Origin of the sequence: Pseudomonas moraviensis (assembly GCF_900105805.1) — a bacterium.
In the GTDB taxonomy this organism is placed as follows: Bacteria; Pseudomonadota; Gammaproteobacteria; order Pseudomonadales; family Pseudomonadaceae; genus Aquipseudomonas; species Aquipseudomonas moraviensis_A.
The window spans coordinates 5591963-5606953 of sequence record NZ_LT629788.1 but is presented as its reverse complement, the minus strand read 5'-3'; the positions used below and the strand labels follow the sequence as shown (position 1 = coordinate 5606953).

9 protein-coding genes are annotated in these 14991 nt (G+C 60.8%); 1 reads left to right on the top strand and 8 read right to left on the bottom strand.

The features are described 5' to 3' along the window. Positions 1-2: 2 nt before the first annotated feature. Genes BLU71_RS25050 through BLU71_RS25040 form a run of 3 tightly spaced genes read right to left on the bottom strand, consistent with a single transcriptional unit; the run spans position 3 to position 2161 of the window. On the bottom strand, positions 3-644 hold the full coding sequence (locus BLU71_RS25050) for a hypothetical protein (RefSeq protein ID WP_083354113.1): 642 nt from the start codon (positions 642-644) through the stop codon (positions 3-5). Continuing rightward, on the bottom strand, positions 641-1315 hold the full coding sequence (locus BLU71_RS25045) for a hypothetical protein (RefSeq protein ID WP_083354112.1): 675 nt from the start codon (positions 1313-1315) through the stop codon (positions 641-643). Before BLU71_RS25045 ends, BLU71_RS25050 begins: the two co-directional genes overlap by 4 nt. 57 nt (positions 1316-1372) lie before the next feature. Beyond that, positions 1373-2161 (bottom strand): hypothetical protein, encoded by a 789-nt coding sequence (locus tag BLU71_RS25040; RefSeq protein WP_083354111.1) that lies wholly within the window; start codon positions 2159-2161, stop codon positions 1373-1375. Positions 2162-2406: 245 nt separating this feature from the next. Between BLU71_RS25040 and BLU71_RS25035 the strand changes: the two genes are divergently transcribed. After that, positions 2407-3003, top strand: a complete 597-nt coding sequence (locus BLU71_RS25035; protein WP_016771870.1) for a MarC family protein — start codon at positions 2407-2409, stop codon at positions 3001-3003. A gap of 78 nt (positions 3004-3081) precedes the next feature. Here the strand turns inward: BLU71_RS25035 and BLU71_RS25030 are convergent, their stop codons facing one another. The 5 genes from BLU71_RS25030 to cobG all read right to left on the bottom strand — a co-directional run bounded on the left by BLU71_RS25030 (position 3082) and on the right by cobG (position 14905). Continuing rightward, on the bottom strand, positions 3082-10188 hold the full coding sequence (locus BLU71_RS25030; RefSeq protein ID WP_083354110.1) for a TcdA/TcdB pore-forming domain-containing protein: 7107 nt from the start codon (positions 10186-10188) through the stop codon (positions 3082-3084). Positions 10189-10556: 368 nt separating this feature from the next. After that, positions 10557-12257 (bottom strand): precorrin-3B C(17)-methyltransferase, encoded by a 1701-nt coding sequence (gene cobJ / locus BLU71_RS25025; RefSeq protein ID WP_083354109.1) that lies wholly within the window; start codon positions 12255-12257, stop codon positions 10557-10559. Next, a complete protein-coding gene (locus BLU71_RS25020; protein ID WP_376779064.1) occupies positions 12257-12991 on the bottom strand; it encodes a precorrin-2 C(20)-methyltransferase in 735 nt (244 codons plus the stop codon). The genes cobJ and BLU71_RS25020 overlap by 1 nt, the downstream gene beginning before the upstream one ends. Then, entirely contained in the window at positions 12988-13614 is a 627-nt protein-coding gene (locus BLU71_RS25015) for a precorrin-8X methylmutase (protein WP_042608916.1), read from the bottom strand. Before BLU71_RS25015 ends, BLU71_RS25020 begins: the two co-directional genes overlap by 4 nt. Then, entirely contained in the window at positions 13607-14905 is a 1299-nt protein-coding gene (gene cobG, locus BLU71_RS25010) for a precorrin-3B synthase (protein ID WP_328809800.1), read from the bottom strand. The genes BLU71_RS25015 and cobG overlap by 8 nt, the downstream gene beginning before the upstream one ends. Between the last annotated feature and the right edge of the window lie 86 nt (positions 14906-14991).

Below are 14991 nucleotides of genomic sequence, written 5' to 3'. Positions count from 1 at the left end.
GATCAGAGTTCAAGCTCGCTCAAATATTTCAGTGACTGGGTGAGCACCGACTTTTTCACCTTCTCGCGAAACGTACCGTAGTGAAGCGTATTGAAGCTGATCAGTGCCATCTGTTCGAGGCTGTTACTGATGAGTGATTGATCATCGAGAAACAGGAACCCGGTGGCCTTTCGTTCAAGCTTGAACTGCCGATGATAGACACCCATATCGACCCTGTTCGGGCCATTCATGACGCAGGGAATCAACTGAAAAATACTGCCCTGCGCCCGCAGTACGGTTGAGTCGAACAGTTCGCTCGCAGATGCATTCCTCTCCATTTGCTTGAGGGCGCGGCTCATCGGCCAGGCGAAATCGGCGCCCAGGCGCGTGGAAATGCGGTTGATCGCCTGCCCGGCCATCACACCGCCCTGCTCAGGCACGAAGGCTTGCGGACGGGGTACGTCCCATCCCAGAAATCTCAACTGGTTGCAGTAGTACTCGAACCATTCGCCGGACAATCCTGCTTCGAATGCTGCGCGCGTTGCGTTTTGCGCGAACGCCGTGCTCATGTAGACGTCTTCCCGGTGGGATGCGGGCAGACCGCTGGCGAACGACACGACGCTGCCGCCCACGACCGCAGCGGGTGGTGCGAAGAGCTCGGTCATTGCTCATGCTCCAGGGACAGCGCCGCCACGTTGGCCGCAATGCGATCTTGAATCTTCAGCGCTATTTCGCTGGCGACCATCTCATACAGACCTTGCGACAGCGTTGATCGGGCAAACCGCAGCGTGACAGGACCTTGAACCTCCTCTGCCTGATAGGCATGGGCCAACGGATTCACAGGAAGCGCTTGATGCGTTCTCAACGTCACGAATACGCTGGTGAGATGCGTCGGGGAGTGCGCCACGATCACCAGCAACTGCACAGGCATTGCCGTTGCATCAGAGATCTTTTGCATATGCGTACGAAGCAGGTGGATGGCCGGATGCTCCGCCGGCAGATTCGCACATTGATCCAGCATGGCTGCAATCGCAGGCACTCGATCTGGATCGGCCTTACCGATGCAATCGACTACCCAATCGATGACTGACTCCATATTCCCAGACAACACATTCCTGTCCTCACGCGCCCTCGTCTGGCGCACCCAGAAGTTGTCCAGGACTTCTGTATAACACTCATACCATTGGGATCCGGGTTGTTTTTCCACCGATTTATTGGCGACCAATTGTGCGTACAGCACACTGTTGATGACGTTGTCACAAGCCAACATTTCTTCTGTTTCAGGCACCAGCAAAATTGCCGTACCAACAACAATTGCCGTATAGGCCGTATCCATAACAAGTTATCCCCGCACAAAAAAGGCGGCCGTTATCCGGCCGCCTTCATGTTGTCATCAAATATCGTAATCGATGGCTTTAGCCAAGTGATTCACCAGAGCGGTGGCAATCTTTGTGCGAGTCGCTTCAGCAACAAACTCGTTTTTCTCGAAGACAGTTTCACCGCGATAAAGGCCGACATTGCGAACATCCACATCGACAAACATTACTTTGGTCGAAGAGTTGCGTCGGGCAAAGCGCACGGCACCAACTGCAAAAATAGTCGCTCCGTTGATCTCGGCGCACGCGCCGGCGGTCACTCCACCGACACCATTTTCCAGCAGGTTGCGCTCATACAGGGTCAATGCCGTTTGACGCTCTTTCAGCGCAGCGATCGCATCGCCCGCTACCTTCAACATCAGCGCGGTGCTAGGACCAGGTACAGCCAGGCCAGCAACTACCGAGCCAAGGATTTCAAGCACCAGCTTGTCCATCCGCACGCTGGTTCCGCTGACTTGCAAATCACTGTAGAAACGGCGGATAGGCGCCCAGCCCGCATTGGTCATGACTTCGCGAAACAGCATGTACCATTCTTTGCCCTGACTCTCCAGGGGGTAGCGCTTGTTAGCGACCAGTGACGCATAAAGAAAAGCATTCTGCGCATCGGTGCGATTAACACCGGTGATGTTGCCGCTGAAGGAAATGATCCCTTCACCGACAACCGAGCCCTGGGAGGGCGCTTCAATATCGTCACCCGGCATGATCAGACTACGCGAACGGATAATGGGCGCATCATCCAGTTCATATTCGTCAATGTTTTTGACACACGCATCGATATATCGCTGACTTACAACTTGAGCATTCATTACAACTGTTCCTTATTCAATTCAATGCAAGTTCCTCATGAACTTGCCAAACAAACAATAACCAGCAAAAACATTACCCACAAACCCAAACATGTAACAGCATATCCAGCACGAAACCAAACCAACAAAAAGAAGTTATCCCACTCCCCGGAATAACAACTAAGCAACAATTAAACATCAGACCCACAGCCAATAGATCAGTCTGATAGACTCCAACTCATCTACTCTGGATGCGAGCCAAAATCATGCTCCACGTGTTGTTCAGCGTTTACCTGAAGATGCTGGTGCTCTACAGCCCGTTCTTCGTGTTGTCCTGTTTTATCAGCCTGACCCGCGGCTATTCGCGCAAGGAGCAGCGGCGTCTGGCGTGGAAGGTCGCTCTTGCAACACTGATTTCCAGTGTTCTGCTGTATCTGTTCGGGCGGGTGATTTTCGACGTGTTCGGCATCACCGTGGACGCCTTCCGCATTGGCGCCGGCAGCGTACTGTTCATCTCGGCACTGGGCATGGCCCAGGGAAAACCGGCGGTGCAGGCCGACAACGTGCAGCAGGATGTGACCATCGTGCCGCTGACCATTCCGCTGACCGTCGGCCCCGGCACCATCGGTGCCTTGCTGGTAATGGGCGTCAGCCAGCCGCACTGGGACGACAAGCTGACCGCGATCATGAGTATCGCCCTGGCCAGTTTTACCGTCGGTGTGGTGCTGTATCTGTCCAATCGTATCGAACGGATTCTTGGCGATCAGGGTTTGCAGATCGTCAGCCGCTTGATGGGGCTGTTCGTCTGCGCGCTGGCGGCGCAGATCATTTTTACCGGTGTGAAGGGCTATTTGGTGCCTTGAGCATTGCCGCAGCACGACGACCACAACAAAACGCCGCGCACGGTAACCGTTCGCGGCGTTCTGTTGTGCAGAGCGACCTCAGTGCAGGGCTGCGATCACCGCTGTCAGGCTGGCCGTTGACTCAGCACCGCGCGCGGTGGCCAAGGCTTCCACGCCTTGAGTCAGGGTGAAGGTATGTTGCCGCCCGGCGATGGGGAGCATCAGTTCCAGTGGTCGCTGTGCGTCGAAATTGCGCACGATCAGACTGCGCCCGGAGTCCGGATCGCTCAGCACCACGTCGCCATCGACCGATGACATCAACCAATGCCCGCACTCGTCCAGGTCCAGAGCCAGCAGGCAAGGCTCAGCCGTTTCCGCGTCCGACGCCTGTCTTCCATCGACCACGATGCAGTCCAGGCGCTGCCAGGTTTCCAGCGACAGCCGATAACCAGAGGTCTGCGCAGCGTAAACCAGCAACAGCTTGTCGACCCCATCGGGCAGCAACGTCGCAATCTCCGTAACGTCATCAGCCACTTCGAGCGTCATGACCTCGGCGTCGCGATGGGCATGACTTGCGGGTAGCCAGACGCCGTCGCTTGGGCCGGCGCTGAAAATCAATGGGGCGATCGGGTCGAACAGCAGCGGCTGCCTGGACCCGCGCGTGCCGAGAAATGTCGACCACGATCCGTCGCTGCGACCTGGAAGATCGAACAGCCGATCGAGGTCCGGCACGTAATACACATAGCGTCCGGTCGCGCTTGCCACTTGCACGACCGGCGCGTGGGCATGCCCGCTCAATAACGCTCGCAGGCGTGCACGTAACTGCTCATCGGTCTGCCCCGGCACGCAAGACCAGCGATTTTCCACGCCAACGATCATCGCTGGCTGGTTATCCAACAATTGCAGATGCACCCCGTCGAAGGTCTGCGCGATCAGCCCTTCACCCTGCCGCTGCACCTCGCTACAGGCCCATGATGGCCAGACCTTTTCAGGCCTGACCAGCAAATGCGGCTGCACCAGGCGATGCTCGGCTGAAAACGCTCCGCGCAGCGCTTCGATCGCCACCAGCGGCTGGCGATAAAGTCGCCCGGTGGCGACCTCGAACAGCCAGACCGCGGTTTTATCCGGCGTCGGGCCGAGCAGCGACAATTCCCTGCCTTGACCGATCTCGGCCAGAGCGATTTGCCCCTCGATAAACCATGCCGCCAGCAGGGCCTGACCCGCTACATCGCGCAAACCCAGGATCGGAAAAGCCACCAACGGCGCGGCCTTGGCCAGCGCGGGCAATGCACTCAACCAATCGGGGTTGCGTTGCAGCCAGCGTTGACCAACGCCGGCAAACCTGAGAATCGAGGGTTTATCTGCCAGATCACGCCACGCCTCATCGCTTCTGTGGCTGAGCGCAGGTACCCCGAACTTGAGCGCAACGTCGTCGGCAATCGCTGGCGCAGCAGGCACATCGACGATATCGACCTCGAACAGGCGACCATCCTCCCGGGTGGCGATGAAGCGCTGATCCGTGCGGGTGATCTCGACCACATCGTGCTCGGTCACCACATTCTGCCAATGCCCTTCGCTCGGTTCGATGCCGCGGCTGATGGTCCGCTCCTGCTGACTGTAGAACAGCACCGCATTGTTTTCAGGACTGGACGGCATCAGCATCAGCAAGTCCTCGGGCCATGCCAGGTTTTGTCCGGCCTGAATGCACTTGCCCGTCGTCTTGTTCAGCCAGGCGCGGTCGCGCAACTGCGACCCGACGTAGCCTTCGACGACAATGAACGGAGCATAGGACCAATCGCTGCTGCTGGCGGTCGTGTCTGGCGTGTCGTCAGCGAATGGCACATCGATCTGGCGCAGTGCTTCGCGCGGCTGAAACCGATAGTCCTGCGCCGCAAAAGCAATCTTGCAAGCCGTCAACTCCACCTGTTGGGCGCTGATCCGATACTCGACGGTGGTCGTGCCATGCAGCGCTTCTGCCGTCAGCCTCTGCGCAATCCGCAAGGCACCATCGGCTTGCTGGTGGCAGCCGATGATGGTCGAACCTGTGCGCGGTTTTTTCAGCCGGTAGCGATGCTGGACAGTACCGGTCAGCGCATCGACCCGCCAGACCAATGGATGGTCGGGATGGTAGAACCACGCATGACGGGCGCTGACGCCGGCCAGAACCACGCCCTCGCTGACCTCTTGCGGCAGGTTGCGCCCGAACAGCACTCGATCCCGCGCAGTGTCGTAGTAGCCAGTAGTGATGACTGGCCGGCCCGGCGGGTGGAACGGCACCCTGAAGTTACGCAACGGCAGACAGGCCGCTGTCAGTTGTCCGGTTTTGACCTGAGTGCGCAGAAAGCTCAGAACCGGCGCTGGAATGCCACTGGCTGTCTGGTTTGCGCTGCGCAGGTGATCCGCAGCTGTATTTTCGTAGTCGAAGATCACGCTGATCAGATGCAGGCTGCGGCCCGTCCAGTCGATCCGGTACAGCCCCTCGGCCAGCTCGATGACGCCGTCGAAACGATTCAACACCAGGCCATCGACCAGCATCTCAGGTGCGCTGTCGGCACTGTCCCGTGGTTTTTCGCGGAAGCTGACCTGCGCCAGCCGTGCCCAGGACGCCTGCACCGTCCATGTCACCTGTTCCCAGCCCTGCGCTTGCTCGAAGCTCACCGCCAGCAGGCCCGGCACCAGCCGGATCCGGTACTGCCCTTGCGGTGCGGTGATGCGGTACGCAATCTTCTTGCGCCACTCTGGTGGCAGATCCGCAACCACCAACTGGCGCACCGATTCGCTCAATTGCACCGCGATCGTCGTGGCCAGGAATACCGGATGCAGCTTGAAGAGTATGTGTGGCGCAAACGGTGTACTGAACAGATAAAACTGCCGATTGCCCTGCGTGTCATATTCCAGCTGATGCGCCAGGCGATCATGCAACTGCGGATAGCGGGTGGTGGAAAAGGGTACGGCGCCGGCGCTGCCGATCTGATATTCGTAGCCGTAGTAACAGATTGGCGCACAGGGCAGCACCATTGCCTCGGGCAACGTGCCCCAGACGCTGGCGACCGCAGGTCGTTGAAAAGCGCTGCGGATATCGATCGCGGCGTGCCGCCGGGCGGGATCATCGTCGTACTGCGGCAGCTCCAGCGCGCTGCCCTTCCACGGGTAGAACTTCTGCCCCTCGAACACCACCCCTCTGCTTTGCAGATTCAGATCGGTGATCACTGCCAGTGAGGGGAACTGCAAGACCGCACCATGGCTTTCGTAAGACGCCTGATAAGCGTCATGGATCTGCGAGAGGTGCTCGCCAATGGCCGCAGCCTTATCCATGATCTGCCCCAGATTGCTGGCAATGGCGGTCACGCCGATACCCACGCCCAGGAGCGGCACGGACAGCGCTGCGGCGAACGCGCCCACCGCTCCGCCCGCCGCCAGGGCGACGATATCCAGGCCCAGGGCCGCCACGTTGAACGCCAGAGACGTGGAAAAGCGCGCACGCTGCTCACGATTCTCTGCCTGCGTCAGGTTGTAAATGTCGAAGCCGATGTTGGCCACGGAAAACGCCACCCCGACGCCCGTGGCGGCCTGCCCTGCCAGGCGAGCGGATAACGAAGCCTGCTTCAATGCCTGCTCAGCCGCCGCCACCTGGCGCACCAGTTGGACAATCTGCAGTGCATCGCTGACCACACCAGTCCCCAGCTGTGCATAACTGACGTACAGCTGGATTTGCAGGGAGACGGTCAATGTCGGCACTGAATCGCCAGCGCGGTACTCGCGCTGGCGCATTTCACTGATCAGCGTCTGGATCGCGAAGGCGAAACTCAACCGGCTGCCACCGTCGTGATCAGCCGCCAGACCTGGCCTGGCCGCGCCGCCCTGGACGAGTCGTTCGACATACTGCCTGATTCTCTGAAAACGCGAATCCCGGCTGAGGACGGTCACGGTATTTTGCGCATTGCGCGAATCCATCAGCGTCAGGCGATAGCCGCCATCGGCGTCGTTGCCGAGGGTATCGAGCAGCGGCACATACTCACGCGCCAGCTTGTGCTCACTGCGCAAACGCTGGGTCGCCTGTTCGAACTCGCTGGCCCAGTAGCGCGCATCGAGCTGCGCCAGACTGGCGCCCAGCCGCGAGTTCTGGCCCAGAGACCGGATGCGGGCCAGCGCTTGTTTGTGCCAGATCGACGCCCCCTGAGGGTCGGCCAGCGCAACGTTGTGCAGAAAACTGTCCACGCGCAGATCCGATGACAGCCTGCGTTCGGCGATCGCCACGGTGTCCAGCTCAGTCACGGTGAACTGCGCCGTGGCCATATCGCCCAGGCCATAAAGCTTCGCCAGGGCGTTATCGTCCGCGCTCAGATAATGCTCTATGCCACGCAGCAGTTGTGCGCCATCGGCAAACCCGTAGAGGGCAAAATTGGGATCGTAGAAGCGATAGGTCGGGTGTTCACCGGTCAGGACCTTGGCCAGCAACAGGGCGTGGTCGCCAGTGTCGAGCAGCAGCACCGCAGGCCCCGCGCGGGCGTCCAGTGCAGCCATGATGCTGTCGAGACGCTGCACGCCCCGCGCGGTGCCGACCTCGGCGTTGGGCACGGCACGCAGTTCGTCCAGCGCACTGCGCAACGCCTGTGCACCGAGTTCGTCGGGACTCGCGCTGGCGGTGGCGACATGCCCTACCAACGCCCGCTCGGCCGTCTCGCCGGCAGCCACGGCGGCGGCCATCAGCAGCGCCAGCGGATAGCAACGGCGACCCGGATCGCCCGCGCTGCGTAGCAGCAGATCCTGCGGCAACTGCTTGACCGAGACGGCGCCAGCCGTGAAAAAGGCGTCGCGCACTTGCCCGCTGCGCTGGAAGATCTGCGTGCGCAACTCCTGCTCGGCGCTGCGCTTGATCTGGCCGATACGTTCGCCCCACTGGCGTAGCGTCAGCGGCTCGGACATGGCTTGGACCTTGAGCTCGCGGGCCGTCGATGCAACGGCCGGCAGGTCGCGCGCCAGTCCGTTTTCGAACGTTGCCGAGTGGCGCTGGCGCACGGCTTTTTCGATCGCATCGTAGCGGGCGAACGTACCGTCGCTGTCCGTTTCGAGGGCGAGGTTGCGCACGTTCTGCCAGGTATCGGCGAACCCTGCATCGTCTAAATGCGTCGCACCGAAAATCCCCCCGAGCACCACTCGCATCAAAGGACTCAGTTGTTCCAGCGGCATCGTTCCGTGGGCGATCCGGCTGAACAGTTCGTTGAGGTGGCTGACGGAATCCGCACCGCGGGAGGTCGGCACAACGGCAGGCCTTTGCGCCAGTACTTGCTGGCGAGTATCGAAGTCGATGACCACGGCCTGGTGGAAAGCGACTTCACCACTCAACTTGTCGCGCATTGCTCGAATGAACGGCTCTCCCAGATCATCCATCAAACCTTGCAACACCGAGGTCAACAGCACCGGTTTGCCTTCGATCAACGGCCAGCCGCGCTCGAAGGTCAGGCTTCGATCATTGAGCAGTTCGGACAAGCGACCGGCATACCGAGACTTGAGCTTTCCCTCGGCCCACCGCGCGTGCTCCCGTTCCAGCCAGTCTTTTTCCTTGCCCCTGACAATCCATCCGGAAACGGTTTCCTCTTCGGTATTGACGTTGTAGCCCTCGCGCAAACGCTGTTGCGCCAATACCTGACGGCTGAAAAACGGATCGCAATTGGCTTCGATATATTCATGCAATCCGGCGAGTGCCGCGCCCGGGCCGGTAAGCGTTACGGTACCCCCGGCGTCATTACGGATACCGTCCTGGTAATAGGTGACAACCGCTTTAAGCAACTGATAGGCATACGCCTCATCCCATCGGGTGAAGTTCGACCTGACCAGAATATCTTCAATGACTGTTGCAGCAACGCCGGTCAGGGTTTCGCTGTCGGCCCAGCCCGCTCCCGAATTCGCCATGCGTTTTTCAACTTCAACGAGCACGTCGTAATTAAGTCGAATGACTTGCATGATCGACATCGTCATGCCGCTGCCTGGCTGAGCAATAAAATGCGCGTTCATTTCTTCGCCGATTTGCAGTCCCATGCGAAAGCCGTTCTCGACAGCGTCCATGGTTTCTGGCGGCACGAACAGTTCAAGGACGTCCGGCTTGCTCCGAGCAAAATCCTCCAGAAGTTGTTTATGTTGTTCGGGAAGGCTGTCGGTTCTGTCTGGGTAATGCTGCGGATCGCGTCCAGGCATCAACTGTCGGTTGTTATTCAACAACAGTTGCAGAACACCGATTTTCTGCGTCTGGCTGTAATCACTGATATCGACACCACCCAACTTATCGAGCAGTGGCGGCAGATAATCCATGTCGGTATAACGCCCGCCTTCAAGGAGTTCTGCCTGCAAGCGCACCACATCGCTCGCCGCGGCGAAATTGCCACGCATCGCCACTTCGCGGCGGTAGACGTCCGCCAGCAGGTCATCGGTAAAGGCCTGAGCTACATCGCGTAATTGCAGGTCCGGACCCACCATGGCCAGATGGCTGTCGAGGCAGCGTTGCCGGAAAGCCTGCAGCGTCGCGCGGTCCTTGCCATAAGCACGCACCATCAGATCGATGCGCGCTTCATCGGTTCGCCCCTTCCATTTCGGCTGGCTGAGGTAGTCGAACATTTGCTGTTTCAAGACCCGCGCGCGGTCTTCAATCATCGTCGCCAGTTGCCCGGCATGATTGAGTTGTGCGCCACCGGACGCCATCGCATCAGCCCTGGCACTGTCGAGAATGACCCGGTTCATCTCGAAAGCCAGCAACGCGTCGCTGTCGTACCAAAGGTTGAAGCGGTAATCCTCAGCCCTCATCACCTGGCGCCAGATATTCATGTAATCGCGCTGGTTGACACCGACTTCGCTTCCGCCAACCCAGACGAAATGAACAATTTTCGGCACCGGTCGGCCCACCCCCGACAACATTTCCACGGTCGTCGAAAGCCGTCCCAGATAACGCTGCAGCCCGCTCGCAATGTTATCCACAGCCACAGGCACAGCGGTTTTCTTGCGTTTCAACAATGCTGCAAGTTGCTCTTGAAACAAGCTCGCCAGATTCAGTAATAGCACCGGGTCAGTCGTCTGACTGGCCTGCTGATAATAGTCGTTCAGCGCTTGGTATTGCGCCGAAGCGGAAAACTCCCGAAGTGCCTTGGAAAGCACCGAATATTCTTGCGCAGATACGAATGCTCGTCCGAACGAATAATCATTTTTTAAAGCCATCACACATTCCTTGTTTATTGAATGACCCATTCACCGCGCACACTTTCGCGCCGCTGCAGAGCGGTAATCCGATTTAAATGACACTCGACAAGTGCTACGAACACAGCACCCTAGTGGGCCAACAAGCGCCATACAAACAACAAGGAATACAAAGCTTGTCGCCGGCAATATCTGATCACACGGAAATCATCCAACCGTAACAGCAGTGCGATTACTAACGGGCCGGCGCAATCTCCAGGCATAAAAAATGGCCCTGTCCGGGGGGACATGACCATTTTTTATGACTTGAAGAAAACAATTGAAACTTCAACTCAACTTACAACCGCTCAAACTTCTTACAGCTGGAAATCGAATGACTGGCGGCTTTCTCAGGAACGTGGTTTTTCGCCATACCAACGCGGCGTATACACCCAGTCACCGCCCCCGGCACGAGCGAAAGTGCAAGTGGTCGACGAACCGATCAGCACCATCGTGCGCATGTCGACCTGTTCCGGCGTCAGCGCACCCAGCGTCGTGGTGCGCAGGGTCTGTCCCGGGCGGCCGATGTCTCGTCCCAGAACCACCGGCGTTTCCGGCGAGCGGTGCTGTGCAACGATTTCCAGCGCGCGGCCCAGTTGCCAGGGGCGCGCCCGGGAAATCGGGTTGTAGAACGCCAGGGCCAGATCCGCTTCGGCGGCCAGATCCAGACGCTTCTCGATGATCGCCCACGGCTTGAGGTTGTCCGACAGCGACATCACACAGAAGTCGTGACCCAGCGGCGCCCCGGCCTGAGCGGCGGTTGCCAGCGAGGCGGAGACACCGGGCAGGATCTCCAGCTCGACACTGTGCCAGGCCGGATCATCCGATTCGTGCAAGGCCTCGAGCACCGCAGCGGCCATGGCGAACACGCCCGGGTCGCCAGAAGACACCACGATCACCGAGCGCCCCTCGGCGGCAAGCCTGAAGGCGTGGCGGGCACGCTGCATTTCTTCACGATTATCGGTGCAGTGCTGCACTTGATCATCGCGGAAAGGGCCGGCCATGCGCACGTAGGTTTCGTAACCGAGCACATCGGTGGCGCGCGCCAATTCGGCTTTCACCGCCGGCACCATCAGTTCGGCGGCGCCAGGGCCAAGGCCGATCACCGCGAGTCGACCCCGTGGGCGGCCGATCTGCGAAACGTCCAGTGGTTGCTCGGCAATCGCCACCGCCAGATGTTCATCGCCAATCACGTTCGCTTCAGGCACCGCGATACGCGCCAATGCCTGCAGATCGCTTTGCGCCGCCACGAAGCGCAGTGGCACGCCCAATTCGAGCGCAGCCTCGCGCAAGTTCGTCGCGGCCATGTCAGTGTCGGCGGCCACGAGGCAGGCGAGCGCCGGCACGGCGACGTTGGCCCCTTGCAATGCGGCGCGAACGACGTTCGGCAGATCCGCCACTTCAGCATTCACCGCCACCGCCACACTGCGCGGATAGATCAACAACTCGTCGGCACTGGCCAGACGCTGCGCACTGCTCACATGGATCGAACGCAATGCCTGCGGATCCTGTGGCAACTGCGCCTGATCCAGCCACGGCGCCGCGCCTTCGATACGCACGCTGTGCCCGGCGAGCAGGTCGGAGACGAAGCGTTTGCCCGATTCCAGATCCGCCAGCGCATAACCACTGGGCGGATTGAGCAGGCAGGTGCCAAAGCGCAATTCCCCGCTGGTGGTGATTGCCGGCGCCACGTGCAGCGCCGCCGCGATCTCCCGGGCCATGACATTCACTCCGCCCAACCCGCCAAGTAGCGGCACCACGGCGCTGCCGTCTTCAGCGACAGCCAGCACCGCCGGTTCGGCGCCCTTCTCCAGCAGCAGCGGCGCCAGGGTGCGGATGACGATGCCGGCCGCGCACAGGGCAATGATCGGCGTGTCCTGCTGATACAACGCGCGCAGGGTCGCGCCGAATTCCTGATACAGGCAATCAGCGCCTTCAACCCGCCCGGCGAGGCCGTGGATCTGCGCCGCCGGATAGACCTGCTGAATCCGCCGTGCAGTCGCGAGGCTGCCCTGGCCGAGGATAACGATGGCGGGTGTCGAGTGCGTCATCACCCTTGCCACCGTTCGCCCGGGACGATGATCAGCGAGAAGTATGGCGAGGACATCGGCTCGACCTGATCCATCGGCACGATCTTCTGATTGGCCATGGTTGCCCGTTCTACGTACAGCGCGCGCTCGGCGAGGCCGAGTTCTTCCAGCACCTGACGCACCTTGGGAAAATTGCGCCCCAGCTTCATGATCACCGCCGCATCGGCATCGGCCAGACGCCGTTTCAGCTCTTCATGGGGGAGCACGCCCGAGAGCACCGACAGGCTCTGATTGCGATACACCAGCGGCGCGCCGAGCACCGAAGCGCCGCCGAGCATCGAGCACACGCCGGGCACCACTTCAGCCTCATAACGGCTGGCAAGGCGGTCGTGCAGATACATGTAGGAACCGTAGAAGAACGGGTCACCTTCGCAGATCACCGCCACGTCGCGGCCGGCATCCAGATGTTCGGCCACCGCCACCGCGGCTTCGTCGTAGAAATCGCTGATGACCTGTTCGTACGACAGCGGAGCCGGCAACGCCTCGGTGGTCACCGGGTACACCAGCGGCAGCAGATTCTGCGCCTCAACCAGGTGCGCCTCGATGATCCCGAACGCGTTGCCCTTCTTGCCCTTGGCCACGAAGTACGCGACCACTGGCGATTCGCGCAACAGGCGCAAGGCTTTGATGGTGATCAGTTCCGGATCACCGGGGCCGACACCAAGGCCGATCAGACGTCCTTTGGCCTGCATCATTCGATCTCCGTGGCGAGGGCATTGACGGCAGCGGCGGCCATGGCGCTGCCACCCAGGCGGCCCTGCATGATCACGAACGGCACGCCACGACTGTCGGCAGCCAGCGCCGCTTTCGATTCGGCAGCGCCGACGAAGCCCACCGGGAAGCCAAGAATCAGCGCCGGTTTCGGCGCGCCGGCGTCGAGCATTTCCAGCAGGTAGAACAGCGCGGTCGGCGCGTTGCCGATCACCACGACGCTGCCTGCAAGGTGCGGGCGCCACAGCTCCAGCGCCGCGGCCGAGCGGGTGTTGCCCAGCTCGCGAGCAAGCTCAGGCACGCTGTCGTCGCGCAAGGTGCAGATCACTTGATTGTTGGCCGGCAGACGAGTGCGGGTCACGCCTTCGGAGACCATGCGCGCGTCGCAGAGAATCGGCGCACCGGCCGCCAAGGCATCGCGCCCGGCCTTGCCCGCGCCTTCGGAAAACTGCAGACCGTCGACGGCCTCGACCATGCCGCACGCGTGGATCACCCGCACCGCGAGTTTTTCCAGATCGGCGGGGATGCGCGCCAGATTGGCCTCGCGGCGAATGATCGCGAAGGAGTTGCGATAGATCTCCTGACCGTCGCGGATGTAATCAAGCATCAAGGGGGCTCCGGGAGCGGGCGTCGAGCAGGGTCGCGGCCGCTTCAATAGTAAGGTTGCAGGCGTGCAGCGAGCCGAAACCGGGCTGTGCTGCATCGCGAAAATAGAGGTCGTAATGACCGGGGGCAACGGCCAGCAGCGTGGCTGGCGCGCAGTGAGCGGCGGCGCAGGAGCGCGAGCAGCCAGACAGGTGCACGCGCAGCCCTTCGGGCAGCAAAGGTGCCAGTTGCCGGGCATCCTGCTTGGTGTCGGCCAGGCCTTTGCCGCAGCCATCGGCACCGGTGCAGGCGATCAGCCGGGCCAGCGGTTCGGCTTCGGTCGTCAACAGGCCCAACGCCCGTAACTGCTCAAGCACTTGCTCGGTCTCAGTGGCGTTCACGTTCGGCAACAGCAGGCTTTGCCATGGCGTAAAGCGCAGGCTGCCATCGCCAAATTGACGGGCCAGTTGCGCCGCGCCGCGTAGCATCAGCGGATCGAGTCGTCCAAGCGGCGGCACCGCGCCGATGTAAAAACGATCCGTCGTGTTTTGCTGCCGGGCGCCAATGTGCAGCGCGTCTGCCGACGTCGGGCGCTGCCAATCGCTGATCGCCTTGACCAACACGCGCTCGCGCAACGATTCAAGAAACGCGAGCCTCGGCAACTCATCGAGCAGATGGCGCATCCGTGTTTGCTCTGGCCGGGCGAGGTCGAGGAACAACTCCAGCACCGCGACCACCAGCGCGTGAGCGTTGTCCAGGGTCACGGCGCCGAGCGGGCGATCGGGCGGGCAACCGGCCAGACCGAATGCCCAGAGGATTTCGCCATCACGCTCGCACGCCGACAGCCACAGGTCATGGGGATGTTCGAGCATCGCCAGCGCTTCACCACCATCGAGCTGCACGGCGAACTTGGCGCTCAGTTCGTGGAAGCGCGGATGGCTTTGCAAGGTGTCGAGGATCTGTTCGGCGAGCGGGCGCGTGTCGATTGACAACTGCTGATCGACCCCGGCGGTCGGGCTGAGCATCAGATTGCGCACATCATCGCCGGCGGCGGTTTTTGGCCCAAGGCCAGCGGCGAGCAAGCGCTCGATCAGCGCCGTCGATTGCGCACCGATCCCGCGAATCTGCAGATTGCCGCGATTGGTCGCCTCGATCGCGCCACTGGCGAACTGCTCGGCGGCAGTGGCCACCGCATCGGCCTGATCAGCGCTGATCGAACCGCCGTCGAGCTTGATCCGACAGATACCGCCGTCCAGTGCCTGGACGATACGCAGCAACCCCGGGCAGGCCGAGGGGCGTAAGGCGGTGGACATCGGGCGTTCGTTCAAGGGGCTGACCGGTTGCGTGGCAGAAGCGCTTCGCGGGCGAAGGCGCGGTATTATGCCTGCTTTGTCCGGCG

Excerpts from the sequence above, each read along its gene's own strand:
- cobG (WP_328809800.1), bottom strand. The coding sequence starts at position 14,905 with ATGTCCACCGCCTTACGCCCCTCGGCCTGCCCGGGGTTGCTGCGTATC.
- BLU71_RS25050 (WP_083354113.1), bottom strand. The coding sequence starts at position 644 with ATGACCGAGCTCTTCGCACCACCCGCTGCGGTCGTGGGCGGCAGCGTC.
- BLU71_RS25035 (WP_016771870.1), top strand. The coding sequence starts at position 2,407 with ATGCTCCACGTGTTGTTCAGCGTTTACCTGAAGATGCTGGTGCTCTAC.
- cobJ (WP_083354109.1), bottom strand. The coding sequence starts at position 12,257 with ATGACGCACTCGACACCCGCCATCGTTATCCTCGGCCAGGGCAGCCTC.
- BLU71_RS25020 (WP_376779064.1), bottom strand. The coding sequence starts at position 12,991 with ATGATGCAGGCCAAAGGACGTCTGATCGGCCTTGGTGTCGGCCCCGGT.
- BLU71_RS25030 (WP_083354110.1), bottom strand. The coding sequence starts at position 10,188 with ATGGCTTTAAAAAATGATTATTCGTTCGGACGAGCATTCGTATCTGCG.
- BLU71_RS25045 (WP_083354112.1), bottom strand. The coding sequence starts at position 1,315 with ATGGATACGGCCTATACGGCAATTGTTGTTGGTACGGCAATTTTGCTG.
- BLU71_RS25015 (WP_042608916.1), bottom strand. The coding sequence starts at position 13,614 with ATGCTTGATTACATCCGCGACGGTCAGGAGATCTATCGCAACTCCTTC.
- BLU71_RS25040 (WP_083354111.1), bottom strand. The coding sequence starts at position 2,161 with ATGAATGCTCAAGTTGTAAGTCAGCGATATATCGATGCGTGTGTCAAA.